A 17,060-nucleotide genomic window follows, 5' to 3' on the forward strand; every position below is an offset into this window, starting at 1 on the left:
CATCTTCGATCACACATTGATCATCTCCGTGGCCTGACACGGAGGCGATTTACCGGGGAGGCCTGCGTGACCGTCCAACAACTCCGACGAATCCACATCGTCATGTGCTTGATGCTCGTTTCATCTCTGCTCTTTGCTGGGGTTTCGACCGCTACACCGAAGGCACAAGGAGCAATCGCGCAGGTCGAGAGCCACAGCTTGAAGCCCCCCGCCGCAGCGCATAATCAGGAGCCGATGACCCTCACACAGCGCCGCAACCAAATCAGGGAAGACGAAACGCGTGGCAAGCTCCAAGACCGATTGAATCCCCCACACAGGGCGACGAAGGAGGCAAAAGCTGGAGGAACTCCTGCCGTCCCTTACATGTTCGATATTGACTATGCCCAATTGATTGGTCCAGATGGATCACTAGTTAGCCAGTCCACGCTAGATGGCTCGCCGAGCGATTTCCTCGGCGCAATACCGCACGACGGCGATAAATTCACCATTCAAACCGAATTATATTATGAAAATATGCTTACGTCGTACATAGATAAGTCGGATGTGGGCCAGCGAAACATTCAATTCAAAGTAACGTACGACTGCATGGTCGGAAATCAGGACTTCATCTCCCGTCATTCCGACATAATTACAGCGAGCGCCATATCGGACATCTATGCAGCATGGCCTAGGAAGCACAATGCGGGACCGTATCCACCATTCCGCCACGGCGTCCCATTTTCGTACTCTTTCGTGTTCGACTCGAAGGTGTGCCTCGACGCCCAAAAGCAGTGGAATTCCGAGCATCCTGGATCGCGTCCGACAGTTCCTGACAAATTTCACGTCTCGATCTATGGGCAATATGAGAATGGGAGCTGGCCTACCAGTGATGAACATAGTTCGACTTGGGACGGAACAACTACAGGAGGTATTGCCCTTTCCTCTGTCCCGTCGAATCAGACCTACGGAACTTCCTGCGGCGGTAATTCGGCAAGTGCGGCTCAGTGCCAAGTGACTGCCGCCAACGGCGTCAATACCGCAACTGGCGCCTTTGGGCAGAATTCGACCGATGCCTCCTCTGGTGGGGATGACCCGATCCTGCTTGAACGCAGTTACTCCTCCAATAATCTGAAAGAAGGGTCCTTCGGGCTTGGATGGTCAACCCCCTGGGACGCCTCGCTGAGCTTCTCGGGTAACGGTGACGCGCTCTTCCATGCCGAAGATGGATCAGAGTACCCGTTCGACAAACAGCCAGACGGAAGCTTTTCTCCTCCACCTGCTGTCGGATCCTCCCTCAGCGCGATGAGCGGAGGAGGATATTCCCTCGTGAGCCGCACTGGCGATTCTCTGGAGTTCGATACGACTGGTCGGCTTGCGAAAAAGAAGAGCCAGCAAAATAAGGCCACTATTTTCAGCTACGGCGCCGACGGGAAGCTCGCAAAAATCGCCAACCCCTCTGGGCGCACGGCGGCTTTCCAGTACGATTCCGGAAGAATCTCCAAAGCGGTCTTCTCTGACAGCCGCACGGTCTCCTACTCGTATTCCGGCGCTTGGCTTTCCTCTGTAACTGGGCCGGGTGGGAATAGCATCCATTACCTGACGGATGCATCGGGCCGAATAAGCTCGATTGTCGATGCGCGAGGCAATTCGGTCGCACAAAACACATTTGACGAAAGCGGGCGGATAACAGAGCAGAAGACTGCGGGTGGAGGCAAGTATTCATTTGCATATAAGGGTGGCGAAACTGATATCACGGCACCGGACGGCGGTGTCTGGTCCGATGTGTACAGTGCCAATGTTTTGCTTTCCCGATATGACCCGCTCGGGAACCGGGCAAGCTACGAGTACGACTACCAGCTGGATCCCATCTCTGTAACCGATAGCTTGGGCCGCAAGAGAACGTCCGAATTCGATGCCGCCGGCAGAGTTGTGACAATTTCGAGCCCCCTCACTAAACAAAGCTGGAGCTACTACAAAGGAAACCTCTATTCTCACTATGACGAGAACGGCCATCGAGTTAGCTACGGATATGACTCCAATAACCGCCTCATCAATGCCAACGACGCCGCAGGCGGCACGACGGTGTATGCCTACACTCCGTCCGGTCAGAACTCCTCTGTTGCAAGTCCCGGAGGTCGGGTAACCACATACGCCTACGACTCTGATGGGAATCAGACATCCATAGCGTACCCATCAGGTGATCGGTTAACGAAATCCTTCGATTCTGCTGGGCGTGTTACAAGTTCTATCGATCCGAGAGGAAATACAAGCGGGGCCAATCCTGGCGACTACGCCACCAGCTACTCATACGACGGCGCGGGCCGCATCATCTCTTTAACAGACCCGAAGGGAGGGAAGACTCTCTACACATATGACGGTGTCGGCAACCTGCTCTCTGAGACAGACAGCGCAAGCAGGGCCACGAGCTTCATCTACGATGCGGCGAACCGGCTAACGGAGACAAAGGACCCGGCAGGAAACGTATCCACGACAACCTATGACGTGATGGGTCGTGTAACGGCCCGGACCGACGCGGCAGGGGGCAAGACCAGCTACACCTACGACAAGGCGGGTCGTGTCCTGACGATGACGACGCCGCGCGGCAACACTGCAGGTGCCAAGGCGGCAGACTTCACTTGGTCGTACGGCTACGACAAGGTCGGGAACCGGATCACGGTGACCGATCCGGCCGGCCAGACCACCGCGACGGCCTATGACGCAGAGAATCGGCCTGTCTCGGTGACCGATCCCCTGGGCCAGGTGACCAGCACCAAGTACGACGGTGTCGGCAATGTCCTCGAGACCACCGATGCCATGGGCAAGGTCACCACCAATACCTATGACGCCGACAACCGGCTCACCACGGTCAAAGACCCGAACGGGAACACCGTCACCTACGGCTACGACGCCGACAGCAACCGCACGTCAGAGACGACCCCACTCGGCTTCAAGACGACGTACGGATACGACGCCAACGGGCGGCTGACCACCCGTGTGGACCCGCGCGGGAACGTGGCTGGCGCAGATCCTGCCCAGTTCACCTGGAAAACCGCTTATGACGCGGCCGGGAACCGGACAAGCGAAACCGATCCGCTGGGCAACAAGACGACCTACTCCAGCGACGCCCTGAACAACCCTGTGGAGCGCACAGACCCTCTGGGCCGCAAAACCACATACGAGTACGACGCGGTCGGGAATCTGTCCAAGGTCACCGCCCCGGATGGCGGCGTCACCAGTTACGCATACGACGCCCTCGGCAATCAGACCTCACGCACCGATGCGAACCAGCACACCACCGCCTTCTCCTATGATCCGGTCGGCCGGCTGGTCAAGGCCACCGATCCCCTTACGCGGGTCCGTTCCTACAGCTACGACGCTGAAGGAAATCCAGGCACGGTGGTCAATGCCCGCGGGCAGACCGTCACCAACTCCTTCGACTTCCGGGGCCAGGTCACCAAGAGCACAGCTTCTGACGGCACCCCCACCGTCTCCCTGAACTACGACGCACTCGGTCGCCCCGCACAGATCAGCGACGGCGCAGGAAGCAGATCGTTCACCTACGACCCCGCAGGGCGTCTGACCGCGGTGACCCCAGGCGCCGGGGGAGGTGCCTTTGCCTACTCCTATGACGCGGCAGGGCGTATGACCGAGCGCAGCGCACCGGCTCAGCGCCAGGCACTGGACTGGTCGGCGGCCGCTCGGACGGTTGCGGGCGACCTCAATGGTGACGGCATCACGGATGTCGTCCGTATCGACAGCAAGAACGGGATCCAGAGTTTCCTCGGTTCCAAGGCCGCTGTTTTTACTCCGGCCGCGCAGCAGAGTGGTTCCGGCAGCGGGTTCAGTCAGGTGTTCACGGGCGACTACACCGGCGACGGGCAACTCGACCTGGTGGCCGTGGACAAGTCCAATGGTCATCTGCTGCGGTACACCGGCGATGGCAATGGTGGCTTCGCCGCCCCGGCAGACCTGGGCGGCGGCTGGGGTGCCTTGTCGCTGACGGCCGGTGACTTCAACGGTGACGGGAAGCCCGACTTCCTGGTACTCGACTCCTCCGCCAATGCCATGTACTTCTACCCGGGCAAGGGCGACGGAACGTTCGGCGACCGCATCAACCTCGGTGGCGGCTGGAACACCTACCGGCTCACTGCGCTGGACTTCAACAAGGACGGCAAGACCGACCTGCTGACGGTCAACTCGGCAGACGGCCACCTCTATTTCTATCCAGGCAAAGGCAACGGCGCCTTCGGCGACCGCCTGGACCTCGGGGGCGGCTGGGGGTCCATGTACTTCACTCCCGGCGATTTCAACGGTGACGGCAAGGCCGACCTCTTGGCCAACGACACCGCGAGCCACAAGCTCCGCTTCTACCCGGGAACCGGTACGGGAGCATTCGGCGACTACATCGCCCAGGACGACGACTGGACCCCCTACGGCCAACCGATCGCTGGGCAATTCGACAGCGACAGCGCCCTCGACGCCATAGCCACGGACTCCGCAGGGCACCTTCAGACCTGGCACGGTAACGGCGCGGGCAAACTCACCAACCGCACCCCAGCAGCGACCCTCACCAGCACCAAAACGACCTACACCTACGACAACGACGGACGTCCCAGCAGCCAAACAACCAACGGGGCCACCCTCACCTACGCCTACGACCCCGCAGGAAACCTCACAGGAACGACTCTTCCCGCAGGCAACGGGAACATTGAAAGCCGCAGCTACGACCAGGCCGGCCGCCTGACCCAGATCGGCAGCGCCCGTACGACCAGTCCCCTGGCGGGCCGCCCGCTCAAGGGCACCGCCCTGAGCGGCACTGTCTTGAACAACTGGCAGGCCACCCTCAACCCTGTCGGCCAGCCCACCCGCATCGACGCCAGCCGTGCTGGCCAGAGCGACATCTCGCGCTACTACAGCTACGACAGCACAGGGCGGCTGCAGACAGAATGCACGGCGGCCGCCAAAGCCGACACTTGTCCCAAGACTGATCCGGACACCGCTTATGCCTACGACAAGGTCGGCAACCGGCTCACCAAAACAGCGGGGGGCACCAGCACCACCTACGCCTACGACGCAGCCGACCAACTCACCGGTACCACCACGCCCGGCAACGCCAGTCAGAGCTTCAGCTACGACGCCGACGGTAACCAGACCAGCAATGGGACCGACACTCTCACCTACGACGCCGCCAACCGCGTTGCCCGGGTGAAGACCGGCACCGATACCCTCGACTTCACCTACGACGCCGACGGCAACCGCACAGCAGCAGCCGTCAACGGCATCCAGCGGCGAGCAACGTACTGGGACATCAACAACCCTCTGCCGCAGGTCTCGGCCGAGACCGACGGTTCCCAAGTCGCCAGCTACACCTACAACCCGCTCGGTCAGATCCAGACGAGCCAGCAGGGCCCAAGTGCCTTCTATTACCACCACGACGGACTGGGCTCTGTCACCGACCTCACAGATGCCGCCGGCACAAACCAGTACCGCTACGCCTACGACGCCTTCGGCGGCCTCACCACAGACAAGCTGACCGCCAGCCCGCCCGCCAACCCGTTCACCTACACCGGGCAGTACAAAGAACCCACGACCGAGACGCTCGGCTACAACCTTCGAGCCCGCAACTACGCGCCCGACCAGGGCAGATTCACCAGCCGTGACCCCGAAACCCAAAGCCCTCTGGACCCGTACGCGGCCGACTACGGCTATGCGGACAACCAGCCCACCAGCCTCACTGACCCCTCCGGCCGGTGCCCCCTCTGCGTCTCCATCGGCGTCGGCGCCGTGCTCGGTGCCGTCATCGATGGCGGCGTGTACAGCTGGCAGCACCGCAACGGGGACTTCTCCTGGAACGGTCTGGGGCACGCGGCCGCCAAGGGCGCCATCATCGGGGGCATCTCCGGCGCCTTCCTCCCCGGCACCGGTAACGCGGTCGCTCGAGGCTTCGAGCTCGCCGGGGCACGAGCCATCGCTACCTCTGCGGCAGTCAACGGCGCAGTGGGCGCGGGCATCACATGGGGCATCAACCAGGCCACCTGCCAGCCCACCACCCCGCTCGACCTGCTATTCGGAGCAGCCGGCGGAAGCGGCAGCAGCCTCGTTGGCCCTGCCTTCTCCTGGCTGAGAGGGCTGGTCAGTCCCCGCGCCGTCGTGTCCGCGCAGACACAGCTCCAGGGGCTCGCATTCCGAGGCCTGCGCCCGCACGAAGACCCGCCCAGTGGCCTCTCCGCCCCAGGGACGAACGAGGATCTGCCTGCATTCCAGCACGTGGTCCAGGACAACGACTCGCCCTGGATTTCCCTCACCCGCGACCCGAAGATCGCTTACGGCAAGTACGGAGGAAAGGACAACGGGATGGTGTCCATCGACCTCGGCCAGGTCGACTCCCACATGTTGGATGCCGCCGCCCATCTCCCCATCCCTCACGAGTTCTACCAGTTCGCTCAGGACAGCTCCTTCCGAGACAAGGAGATTCTTGTGAAGCTGAGGATCGACGCCCGAGCGATCGTTCACCACTGGCCTGCAGGCACTCCCTTCGACCAGATCCTGGAAGACATCGCGAACTGGCGTAGCCTCAACGGCTGAACTGACTTGGCCCAACTCCGCTGGGCGTCGGGAGCGTGCTCTCGACGCCCAGCAGTCCCATCTGAGAGAGGTAACAGAGCGTGTTGTCCGAGGCTTGGATCCTGGAAACCGAAAACATCACCATCGGACGACTGGAATTGATCGAGATTGATCAGCCGTGGTTCCGCTGCCGCTTCAGCCCCGCAGACGGATGGGAAGCAGCCAAGGAAATTTTCGAGGAACAAGCAGCAGCCGTCGATAGCGGAAATGCCATCGCCATGGTCGGCCCCATCGAAGCGGTAAAGCAGATGGACTTGAAGCTCTTTCCCGTTAGTGGCGGCGATCCAATCACACCCGTGATCATCCAAATCCGCGGTGAGACGGCAAGCTTCCGCTATTAATCGCGACCTTCATGACGGCTCGACGATTCACTTGGCGAGCAAGTCGCCCTGTCCGGCAGACCGGACAGGCATAGACCGAATCACGCCACGAGGCCCTCAACTCCGTTGCGCATGCAACGCCTACAGGGGAGGATACTCAGCGTGCTCTGAGGCTTGAGTGTCACCTGAAGACGCAGTGAGTGGCTGTCAACACACGCTGTACGCAACGATTCACCGACATCAGTGGGCGTGGGCCACCTGAAATGCGACACGGCGACCTGAGCTTGTCGACACTCGGCCAGTCTGCGCAGGGCTCCAGCGATGACTTGAGCAGGTAGTCGGCTGATCCAGGCGGTGCAGCCCCTGGCGTCAGGTATCGCGACGGCCACACGGCCCTCTCCAAGGCCCCCAGGGCGGTCGATACCATCGGCTAGCTCCTCCTCTCCTCGGGGGCGATGGCAGAGGCGAAGCGAGCAGCAGCACATTGGCGTGTCAAGGAAGGTACGGGGGTTGGCGTGACGGGGTGGGACATCGATCCGGCCGGGGTGGGTTCGGTGCTGTCGCGGGTGCAGGAGTCGGAGCGCGGCCTGCATGACGGCATCGCGCTGTACGGCAAGGGCATCGAAGGCGCGGCCTTGTCCGTGGGCACCTTGGACTTCAGCGGCGCGGCCGGACACAGCGGCGGCCAGGCGGGCCTGGTGGCCGTCGCGCTGAGTGAGTTCCTACAGGGCACCGAGACCGATGTCGCATTCATGCCGCTGCGGACCAGCAATTCGATCAACGGCGCGGTCGAGGCGACGAACTGCTACCAGCGCGGGGCCCTGGAGCAGGCATCGGACGCCCAGCGCCAGGCCGAGCAGGCGCCGGATGTCGCCGCGGTCCTGGAGGCGGGACGGAAGAAGGGAGCCGGGAAATGATCACCCCGGCCAAGGTGCCCTCCTACACCGGCGACGTCGGGGCGGTGGAAATCGAGGCCGGCCGGTTGCGGAAGGCCGCGCAGACCATCCGCGAGCACGGTGGCGACGTCAACACCCGCTTCCGGCACCTGCACACCGTCTACCGGGCACCCGAAGCCGAATACCTTTTCCAGACCACCCAGGGCGTGCACGACACTTCCGCCAGCTTCGCCTCGAAGCTGGAGACGGTGGCCGGCGCCCTGGAGACCTATGCCTCCGAGATCCGGCCGCTGGTGGACAAGCTGGAACGGCTGCGCTCCGAGGCCGCCGCGTTCGTCGCATCCGTCCAGGGCCAGGGCGACTTCGACCCCCAGTGGCATCACAACCGGGAAAAGACGGCCGCCCACGACGCGCTGATGCACGAGGTGGCAGCCACCGTGCGGGCCTTCCAGGACGCCGAGGTGGCAACCGCCGACACCATCACCTCCGTGGTGCACGGAACCCAATGGCATCTGGCCAACGGCAGCCCCAAGCAGAGCAACCCCTACGGCTTCAGCAACGAACAACTCAACGCGGACGCCAAGCTCCCCTGGGGCACCCCGGAGCACTTCTCCGTCCTGCCCTTCGAGCTCGACTGGCATATCCAGCAGTTCGGCGAAAGCATCGGCGACAACATCAAGGGCGCCGTCACTGGCCTGGTCGATATGTTCCGCCCCGGTGAAAAGGGACAGGAAACCCGCAAGGGCCTGCTCATGACCATCGCCGGCGCTGAGGACTATCTGCGCGACCCGGACGGCGACCGCCCCTTCACCTGGGTCGGCACCGAAGGCCGACCCTACGCCAAGGCGTTCGGCAAATCCCTGGTCGGCTGGGACGACTGGAAGACCAACCCGGGCAAAGCAACCGGCACCGTCGTCTTCAACCTCCTCACTTTCGCCTCCGGGCCACTGGGCGCAGCCTCGAAGGTGGGCGCTGCGGGCAAGGCCGGCGAGGCGGCTTCCGCTGCCGCCCGCACGGCAGGCGTGCTGTCCAAGGTGGGCGAGGTCCTCGACCCTGTCGGCGCGACCGCGAAGGTCGTCGGGGCAGGTGTCGTCCGCACGCTGCCCAAGGTCTCCGAGCTCGCCAAGAACATCGCCGCAGTCTCCAAGGTGACCTCCGAGGCCCACGGCGTGCACACTGTCCTTGAGTGGAATGGCTCGAAACTCCACCTCGGCGACGGCGAATTCAGCGTTAGCAAGGACGGCGTGGCCAACATGGAGCCCGCTCCGCACGAATCCGCGCCTGACCAGCATGCCTTCTCCAAGACCACACCGCCGCGCGAACACGAACTCGTCGGCGTCGGCGGACGCGCGCCGGAGGCGCATGCTCACGCAGGCGAGCACCAGCAGCCACATGCCAGTCACGTTGCTTCAGGCGGTGCTGACGGCCATGGCGCATCGCCCGCCAGGCACTCCCCGGATGGCAGCCGTGCTGGGCACGCCGCCGGTTCTCCAGGTTCTGATGTGGGGCCGATCAGGCCAAGAGGCGGCGGTCATACCGGCAGCGGCTCGGGCGGCCACGGTGGTGCTGGGCAGCAGCACGGCGGAGGCAGCCGAGGAGGGTCTCGTGAGCATGATGCTCAGGTCGCAGACGAAATCCTGCGGCGCCAGGTAGACCGTGCCAACGCTGATCCCGAGTGGCGCAAGCGGTACTTCTACTCCACCGGCCGACGTCGCTCGCTCGCGCTCACGGATGAGTTCGGGGACACGCTCCAGTCACACTTGAAGCCAACGGGAGACCCTGCCAGGCCGTGGACCGCAGACGTCGAAAAGCTCAATCCGTACTATCTTCCGCGCAAGGAAGTCGGAAACGTCTCGACTGTCCATCCGGATCATCTCCAGACATTTCACGACCATGCGAGCCGCAGGCATTACGCCATCAAGTACGACGAGGCCGCAAAGCATGTCAAGGAGGCAACTGCCGCTGACCCGACTGCGCACGAACTCGCCAAACTAGAGACGCGATACGAATACAAGTCAACCCATACCGCAATGGGGAATGCTGGCGAAGACCTGGGCGAGTACGCGGCAGAGTTCCACGCCATACAAGACCACTATCCAGGAGCCACTCGACTGGACGATGGCGCCCGGGGCGCGCACCGGTTCGACCAAATATGGATGACCGACGACAAGCGATTTGTGGTCGTAGAAGCGAAAGCCGACATAAAAACCTCGCTCAATTACAAGACCATCGGGAACCGGAAGTACTCTCAGGGAAGACGCGAGTACTGGGATGCGATCCTCGGCAAGATGGAGGATCGCGGCGAGATCACTCTAGCGGAGGCGCTCGATCAAGCGCGCGTGGACGGAAGGCTCGACTACGTCTCGGTCAAGGCGATATCCGATGGGGATAAGTACACTGGGTACGAGATGAAGTACTTCAACATCGCCAGAAAGAAATAGTAATGACGGTCAGTGTGTCACGCCACGAGTTCCCCGCTGCCGATGCGGAGCACCGCGCTCAACTCCTCGACAAGAGTGCCAAACGCAGGATCGAGACGCTGGAGGAAGAGCCGGATAATTTTAATCTGACTCTCAATACCTCCGTCCTCGCTGCGCAGACACACTGCGGAGCCGATCCTCGTGCCGCACTGTTGCCGACGTGGGAGTCCTGGGTAACGGCGATGCAGGTGGGATCAGCGTTGTTCGCCTCGGCGACCGCACCTGAAAGTACGGTTGAATGCCGAATCGCCGAAGAAATCAGAGTTATCCCCGCAACCGGCCCCCAGCCGTACACCGATGCTGGAAACTGGCTCACAGCGTTCTGGTTGGCCGTCATCTGCCGGGAGCAGGGCCGACTGACCCAGTTGGCAAACACGCCCGTCTCTCTCCTGCGTGCATCAGGGGCGGTATATGACGAGTACATCTACGCATGGGTCGAGGCGCTCCAGAGGTGGTGGCGAGAAGGCGGCGAATTGGGGGAACTCCTGGTCGCCGCGGTCGCGGGTACCGACCCTGATGTCTTGCAGGTCGCCGACCGGGATCTCGTCCTGAAGATCCAGTATCCGCCCATCAACCTGTTTACGCAGTACGTCATCCAAGACGCCGAGAAGTTCAACGAGGCACTCCTCGATGCCGTGCAGTGGCACAAGGCGTACTGGACTGCGGACGATGAGCGCCGGAAGAGCAGCTCCAGTCTCGTGGCCCTCGCGCCGCTGGCCATCGCTTGCCTTGCCTACGATGCCGACCTGCCCATCGAGGTCGAGTCCGAGTACCTGCCCACGCACCTCATCGAACGCGGCTGGCTGGGCGAGTTCCCGACGTGACGCCTCCTCGGCACGACGGACGACCGGCGGTCAGCGGCAGCACAGGACTCTGACAGCCCGTTGCTGGAGCCAGCGGCAGTTCGGAGCCGTCGGCTTCGTGGCGCGGTACCGCTCGGTGGGTTGCGGTGATCATCCATCCGCACCGGTTGCTGGGCTAAAGCCTTTCCGAAGCCGGCACCTGCCGGAACAGCCGACCCCGGCTCGACCACCGACGGGCTGTTTGTCACCGGCCGCCGCTTCTCATCCTCACCGCCGCAGAACAGCAGCCGCTAACCCTGTTCCTGCTCTACGCCTCCCCCAGCTGCCGCCACCAACCCATCCAGACCACCGTGCACTCACCCAACATCCTCGACGGAACAGAGCAGCCGTGACCAAGGACGTCATCACCGTCACCCCCGCCATGCCCGACCCGGCCACGCTCCTTGCAGGCCTGTACGCGAGCGGCCCCGACCTGACCGTCAATACCCTCGCCGACGGCGCCGTTCTCCAGCTCTGCACTCCCGACGGCGTCCCCTTGCTCTCCATCGAGGCCCCGCACCTGGTCCATCACCCCTACGAAGCCCGTCGCCTTCTCGGCCCCCAAGTCCCCCTTCCTGAAGGCCCGTTCTGGTGGACAGAGGCCCGCGCCACCGGCGCGCTTCCCGAAGCCCAACGCCTCGCCGCCTCCTTCGCCGGGCGCCTCACCAGCGTCCTCGGCGGCGCCGTCTGGCCCCCTGACACCGCCCACACCGACGTCGTCCCGCTCCCTTCCCCCCTCACCCTCCCGCCGGTCCTCGCCAGTCAGCCGCCAGCGGTCGACATCCAGACCGACAGGGCGTCTGTCGTCGTCCAGGACCGCCCGGTCATCGCGCTGACCACCTGGCTCTCGAACGCTCTCGCCGAAGCCGCCGCGCAGGGCCGGGCCCTGCAGCTAGTCACCCCGCCCACGAGCCGCCTCACCCTTCCCACCCGCGCAGCCCTGGCGTTCGGCCCGCACCGCTGGGTCGTCCAGCATCCCGAGACCGGCTACTACGACGGACTGAGAGGCGCCCGACTCCACTGGAACGACGGCGCATTCACCGAGCAACGCGGCCCCGACGACATGCCGTCCGTCGCCGAACCGTTCACGACTACCGTCGGCGCCCCCACCCCGGAGGGCGAGCGCCAGCTCGCCCTCTCCCTGCGTACCGTGCACCCCGCTACAGCCGACCTCGTCCTCGGCGGCGCACTTGAAGCCACCTGGCAGCACCTCACCGGTGCCCCACCTACCGGCTGGGGCACCGCCGAGCCCGTCAACCTCCCGTGGTCCAAGCGCGAGCTGACCGAGCTCGCCCGCACCCGCGCCCAGCGAGGCGCCCCCACCTTCTTCATCACCCTCGGTACCCCCGAGCAGCCGGCCATCGCCACCACGCGGATCGTCCACAGCCCCGCGGGCATCGAAGAACACACGACCCTCGCCCTCGGCTACCGCTCCGACGACACTCTGCCTTTGGAAATCCTCCCCGAACTGACCAGACACCTCACCGCACGGCACAACCTGACCACCATGCTCGCCACCCACCGTCCCGCCCGCCGCGACCTCACAGCCACGCCCCACGCCGAACACCCACCCACGCCGGTGTCCCTCAGTGCCGGCCCCCCAACGGCATGACGCATCTCTATGGCAACGAGTGCGTGACCGGGGCCGCAGCCAGGCCGTCGGGAGCAACATCAACTACCGGCTCCGCTTGCCAACTGGTGAGCGGGTCCTGACGGCCCCACTCCACCTGGCGGCCATCTTGATCTGGACGCGCCTTGGAAAGATTGAGGACGGCCGCTCGCCAGGGAAGCCCTGACTCAGGGCCTGGATGAGGCGTCGACTGCCCTCACCCGGCAGTCCGAGCACCTGCCGGACCTCTTCGCAACGAACAGATGCCGATAGACCGTCACCTGGCGCCGGGGGATGCCACAGAGCGTCGCCTCATTCGCCAGGGCGTGCTCCAGGACTGAGCCGCCTGTTTCCAGGCATGCCGCGAAGCTCGTCGGAGCGAGTCCAAACGCGAATCTGAAGGACCGGAAGCGGTGACCGAGCTGCGGCATGGCCACCACCCTCGCACGTGGCCCAACCAACGTGAAGCCAAAGAGACAGGACCTAGCTGCGACAGCACCACCCGCAGTCCCCGCGAACGCCTCTCTTCCCATTTCCGGCGTCGCCGGGCAGCGGATCCGACGCCGCTTCCTGTGTGTGTCCAGCCTGGCGGCCGACTGGGCCCGTCGCCGGGGCAACATCCCTGCTCCGTGATGGGCGCGCTGTCAGCGGTGGGGGCCACGTTTGAGGCTGCGGAGCGCCCCCGCTCTCGCCTGACGTCCAGCAGCGGTCAGGCGAGAGCGTGTTGCTCGCCCCCCAGATGTTGCGGCACGGGGGCGGGCCCTTCCGGATGGAAGGCCGACACCGATGGCGTCTGCTTCCCATTGGCGGGGGTGGGCGGTGGGATTGCAAGGAAAACCGGGAACTTCCACTCGGGGGCGTGCGGGGAGCGCGTTTTTGCCCCGTGATTGCTCATCCGTGTTAGTCCCGTGGGCGTCCTCTGACTGCCATTGTTCCGTGATTCCTTGATCGCATGGTGTGACAAGTCCCTTTGTGGTCATGCTGGTTGACCTCTCCAGCGGCGGCATGGCACCCGTCTGCTGAGGAGTCCCCGCGGCTGTCCGGATGGGCTGCGGGCCAGAGGCCGACACTCACTGATGGGACGTCTGTATGGAACGCAAGCAACTCGTGATCATCGCTGCGACGGCCTTCGCCTGGAGCGTGGTGATGGCTGCGCTCGGTCAGGCCGCGGCGATCGCGACGGCTGCTCCGGCATTGGGGCTGACGGTGCAGCAGGTCATCCTCGCGGTGCGTGCGCACAACGCGTCGGCCTCGGGACATCGTGTCGTGCCGGTCCCGGACGAGGAGGGCGCCCCGTGACGACGCCCTTCGAGCCACCGGAAGGGCCGCGCGCCCAGCCGGTGCCGGTGCGGCCCGGCCGCAAGCTCGGTCCGATCGTGGGAAGCGTCGGCAGCGCCCACCGCGCCTGGCTGGAGCCGGTTCGCCAGAGGTATCTGGGCAGTGGGCTGACGCTGAGCGAGCTCAGCGTCAGGATCATGTATGCGAAGTCGAAACTGTCAGAGCTTCTGCGGGGAATCGGGCTTTATCCGCGGTGGGAGGCGGTCCATGGCCTCTCCAGGGAGCTGGACTTGCCCAGCTGGCCTCTGTACCGGCTTTGGCGCCAGGCCGCGTTCGAGGCGCACAAGAGCCGCGGCTGGGTAGAACGGTGCACCGAGAACTCCGCCCTGAGTACTGCGCCCACCCCTCCGCCGCTGGACCACCGTGCCTATCGTGAACTCGTAGGCGACGACTACACCGGTTACGCGCAGGTCTTCCTCGACGACAGCCAACGCGATAGCGCGGTCTCCGACACCTTCGACATTCTCTGGCTGTGCTGGAACGACGCGCTCGCCAGTCCGGACCTGCGCCGCTTCGCGTGGAACGTCCTGCGCGCCACCGTCCTGGCCAAAACCCCGCATCTGGACGGCCGGCCCGAGTTCGGCGCTGCGGCGTTCGACACGGTAGTCCTGCAGTCGTTGCCCGAGGCCGACCACGTGGACCAGATCGCGGAGTCCATGGAGCTGTTCAACGCGATGAGTCGACTGCCCGCCCACCAGCTCGACGTCATGGTGCTGCGCCGTCTGCGCGGCAACTCCGAGGAGCAGGCCTCTGCCTTGCTGGGCATCTCGCAGGCAATCGTGCGCTCCGATGAACGTCACGCCGTTCGCTTCCTGGAGAGCGTCCTCTGCCCGCCGCCGGAGATCGAAGGGAACACCGAATGAACCGCATCGAAGAGATGCTCTCCCGAGCCCTACTGGTCCGAGACCGTGCCGTACCCCGCGACATCGTCCCGACCACCGCATCCGAACCCCGCCCTGCTGAGGGCCCGTCACCAACGGCCAACGACCCCGCTGCCGCTGCCGAAGACCTGCGCGCCCTGTGCGAAACCCTGGTCACGCACACGCCCGCCTGCGACGTCGCCACGTTCGTCACCGACCAGGTCCCCGAACCACGCAGCGCGCTGGTCCTGGCCTGTGTCCTGCAACTGACCGACACCAACGACGGCGCCCGCTTCTGGTGGGAATACGCCGCCGGCGCCGGACAAGCCGCCGCCGCCTACTGCCTCTACCTCCACCACCTCGCTCTCGGTGAACGCGACACCGCCGCCTGGTGGCACCGCCAGACCGAGGACGTCCCCGTCACGGCTGACGCAGCCCCGCCTGAATACCGCTCCGGTACGTCAACCGACTCCGCCTGGCACGCCGGGAATCACCGCGTCACCAACTCGACCACCACGATCCTTCGGGTCCTTCGCCACCTCGCGAAGTACACCGTCCGCCCCCGCTCCGACACCGTGACAGAACTCATGACGTATGTCCCGGCTGCAGTCGCCGTCGGCTACCTCCGTCAGCCCGAAATGGACCTGCCCATGCCCGGCCCCGACTTCGCCCGCCAGATCACCACCCTGCTCGAATCTGCCACGCATCCCGCCGCCAACCGCCTACCAGCCCGCACGCCCAAGCACACCCCAGAACAAGGCACGGCGGCCTCACCCTCCGCCCCGAGGCGGCCCCATGTGGGCGAGACCGCAACGCGATGACTCCTCCGCGCGATCAGACTGCTGGAGCAGCAGAACTCGGGCTCGGTGGGGCGGAGCAGTCCCAGTGAGTTTCACTGCTTTCGCAGGAGTGGTTGGAGGCGTGTCATCCAGGCGGTGCGGACTTGGGTCCACTCCTGCCCACAGCCGATGGCTCGTTTAGAAGGAGCAATGCTCATGACCTGTGGATCGGCCTCGGGTTGGATGCGAAGGGCGTACCTTCCCGAGTGATCGACTTCTGCTCATCGAGTAGGCCGACGTTGCACCGTCGGTCGGGAAGGCATGCCCGTGCTGAGCGTAGTGAATGCGGATGGAACGACCGAGACTGGCTCCCTGATCGACGACATCGTCCGCGAGGGTGCGAGGCGGATGTTGGCCGTCGCTCTGGAGGCCGAAGTCAACGCCTATGTAGCCGAGTTGGCTGACCAGCGGGACGAATATGGGCGCCGCCTGGTGGTCCGCAACGGCTATCACCAGGCCCGCTCGGTAACCACTGCGGCGGGAACGGTCGAGGTGAAGGCCCCGCGCGTCAACGACAAGCGCGTTGACGAGGCGACGGGTGAGCGCAAGCGGTTCTCCTCGGCGATCCTGCCGCCGTGGTGCCGCAAGTCCCCGAAGATCAGCGAGGTGCTGCCGCTGCTCTACCTGCACGGCTTGTCCTCGGGTGACTTCGTGCCCGCGTTGGAGCAATTCCTGGGTTCCTCGGCCGGCCTGTCCCCGGCCACGGTGACCCGGCTGACGGTCCAGTGGCAGGCCGACCATAGGGCGTTCAGCGAACGTGACCTGTCCGCAACCGACTATGTCTACGTCTGGGCCGACGGCATCCACCTGCGAATACGCCTGGAGGAAGCCAAGGCCGCGGTCCTGGTGGTCATGGGTGTGCGCGCGGACGGCACCAAGGAGCTGATCGCGATGGCGGACGGCTACCGTGAGTCGTCGGAGTCCTGGGCGGGCCTGCTGCGGGACTGCCAGCGGCGCGGCATGCGCGCGCCCGTCCTCGCCGTCGGCGACGGGGCCCTCGGTTTCTGGAAGGCGCTGAACGAGGTCTTCCCCGAAACCCGCCACCAAAGGTGCTGGGTTCATAAGACGGCCAACTGCCTCGACAGTCTCCCGAAGTCGGCCCAGCCCGCGGCGAAGAAGGCCATCCAGGCCATCTACAACGCCGAGGACCGCGAGCACGCGGCCGCCGCGGTCAAGGCGTTCGCCAGGCAGTACGGCGCGAAGTTCCCCAAGTCTGTGAAGAAGATCACCGATGACGAGGCCGAGCTGCTGGCGTTCTACGACTTCCCCGCTG

At 64.4% G+C, this 17,060-nt stretch carries 10 protein-coding genes; all 10 read left to right on the forward strand.

What is annotated here, in order from left to right; translation table 11 throughout:
- Positions 1-66 precede the first annotated feature (66 nt).
- Complete coding sequence (locus IE206_RS37280) at positions 67-6,564, forward strand: FG-GAP-like repeat-containing protein (protein ID WP_189970300.1); 6,498 nt, start codon at positions 67-69, stop codon at positions 6,562-6,564.
- Positions 6,565-6,644: 80 nt separating this feature from the next.
- The gene (locus tag IE206_RS37285; RefSeq protein WP_189970302.1) at positions 6,645-6,944 is read left to right on the forward strand and encodes a hypothetical protein; all 300 of its coding nucleotides are present in this window, start codon (positions 6,645-6,647) and stop codon (positions 6,942-6,944) included.
- Between the two features lie 494 nt (positions 6,945-7,438).
- The gene (locus tag IE206_RS37290) at positions 7,439-7,840 is read left to right on the forward strand and encodes a DUF6507 family protein (RefSeq protein ID WP_189970304.1); all 402 of its coding nucleotides are present in this window, start codon (positions 7,439-7,441) and stop codon (positions 7,838-7,840) included.
- Positions 7,837-10,260, forward strand: a complete 2,424-nt coding sequence (locus IE206_RS37295; RefSeq protein ID WP_189970306.1) for a hypothetical protein — start codon at positions 7,837-7,839, stop codon at positions 10,258-10,260. Before IE206_RS37290 ends, IE206_RS37295 begins: the two co-directional genes overlap by 4 nt.
- A 2-nt stretch (positions 10,261-10,262) precedes the next feature.
- Entirely contained in the window at positions 10,263-11,123 is an 861-nt protein-coding gene (locus IE206_RS37300) for an immunity 49 family protein (RefSeq protein ID WP_189970308.1), read from the forward strand.
- A 367-nt stretch (positions 11,124-11,490) separates the two neighbouring features.
- The gene (locus tag IE206_RS37305) at positions 11,491-12,753 is read left to right on the forward strand and encodes a DUF6177 family protein (protein ID WP_189970310.1); all 1,263 of its coding nucleotides are present in this window, start codon (positions 11,491-11,493) and stop codon (positions 12,751-12,753) included.
- A gap of 1,086 nt (positions 12,754-13,839) precedes the next feature.
- The gene (locus tag IE206_RS37310; RefSeq protein WP_189970312.1) at positions 13,840-14,049 is read left to right on the forward strand and encodes a hypothetical protein; all 210 of its coding nucleotides are present in this window, start codon (positions 13,840-13,842) and stop codon (positions 14,047-14,049) included.
- Positions 14,046-14,951 carry a sigma-70 family RNA polymerase sigma factor gene (locus IE206_RS37315; RefSeq protein ID WP_189970314.1) on the forward strand — a complete coding sequence of 302 codons (906 nt, stop codon included), beginning with the start codon at positions 14,046-14,048 and terminating at the stop codon, positions 14,949-14,951. Before IE206_RS37310 ends, IE206_RS37315 begins: the two co-directional genes overlap by 4 nt.
- A complete protein-coding gene (locus IE206_RS37320; RefSeq protein ID WP_189970316.1) occupies positions 14,948-15,769 on the forward strand; it encodes a hypothetical protein in 822 nt (273 codons plus the stop codon). The genes IE206_RS37315 and IE206_RS37320 overlap by 4 nt, the downstream gene beginning before the upstream one ends.
- Positions 15,770-16,054: 285 nt before the next feature.
- Positions 16,055-17,060, forward strand: a 1,006-nt coding sequence (locus tag IE206_RS37325) for an IS256 family transposase (RefSeq protein ID WP_229853344.1), incomplete at its 3' end; no start/stop codon positions are given.

Origin of the sequence: Streptomyces violascens (assembly GCF_014649955.1) — a bacterium.
Taxonomy (GTDB): domain Bacteria; phylum Actinomycetota; class Actinomycetes; order Streptomycetales; family Streptomycetaceae; genus Streptomyces; species Streptomyces violascens.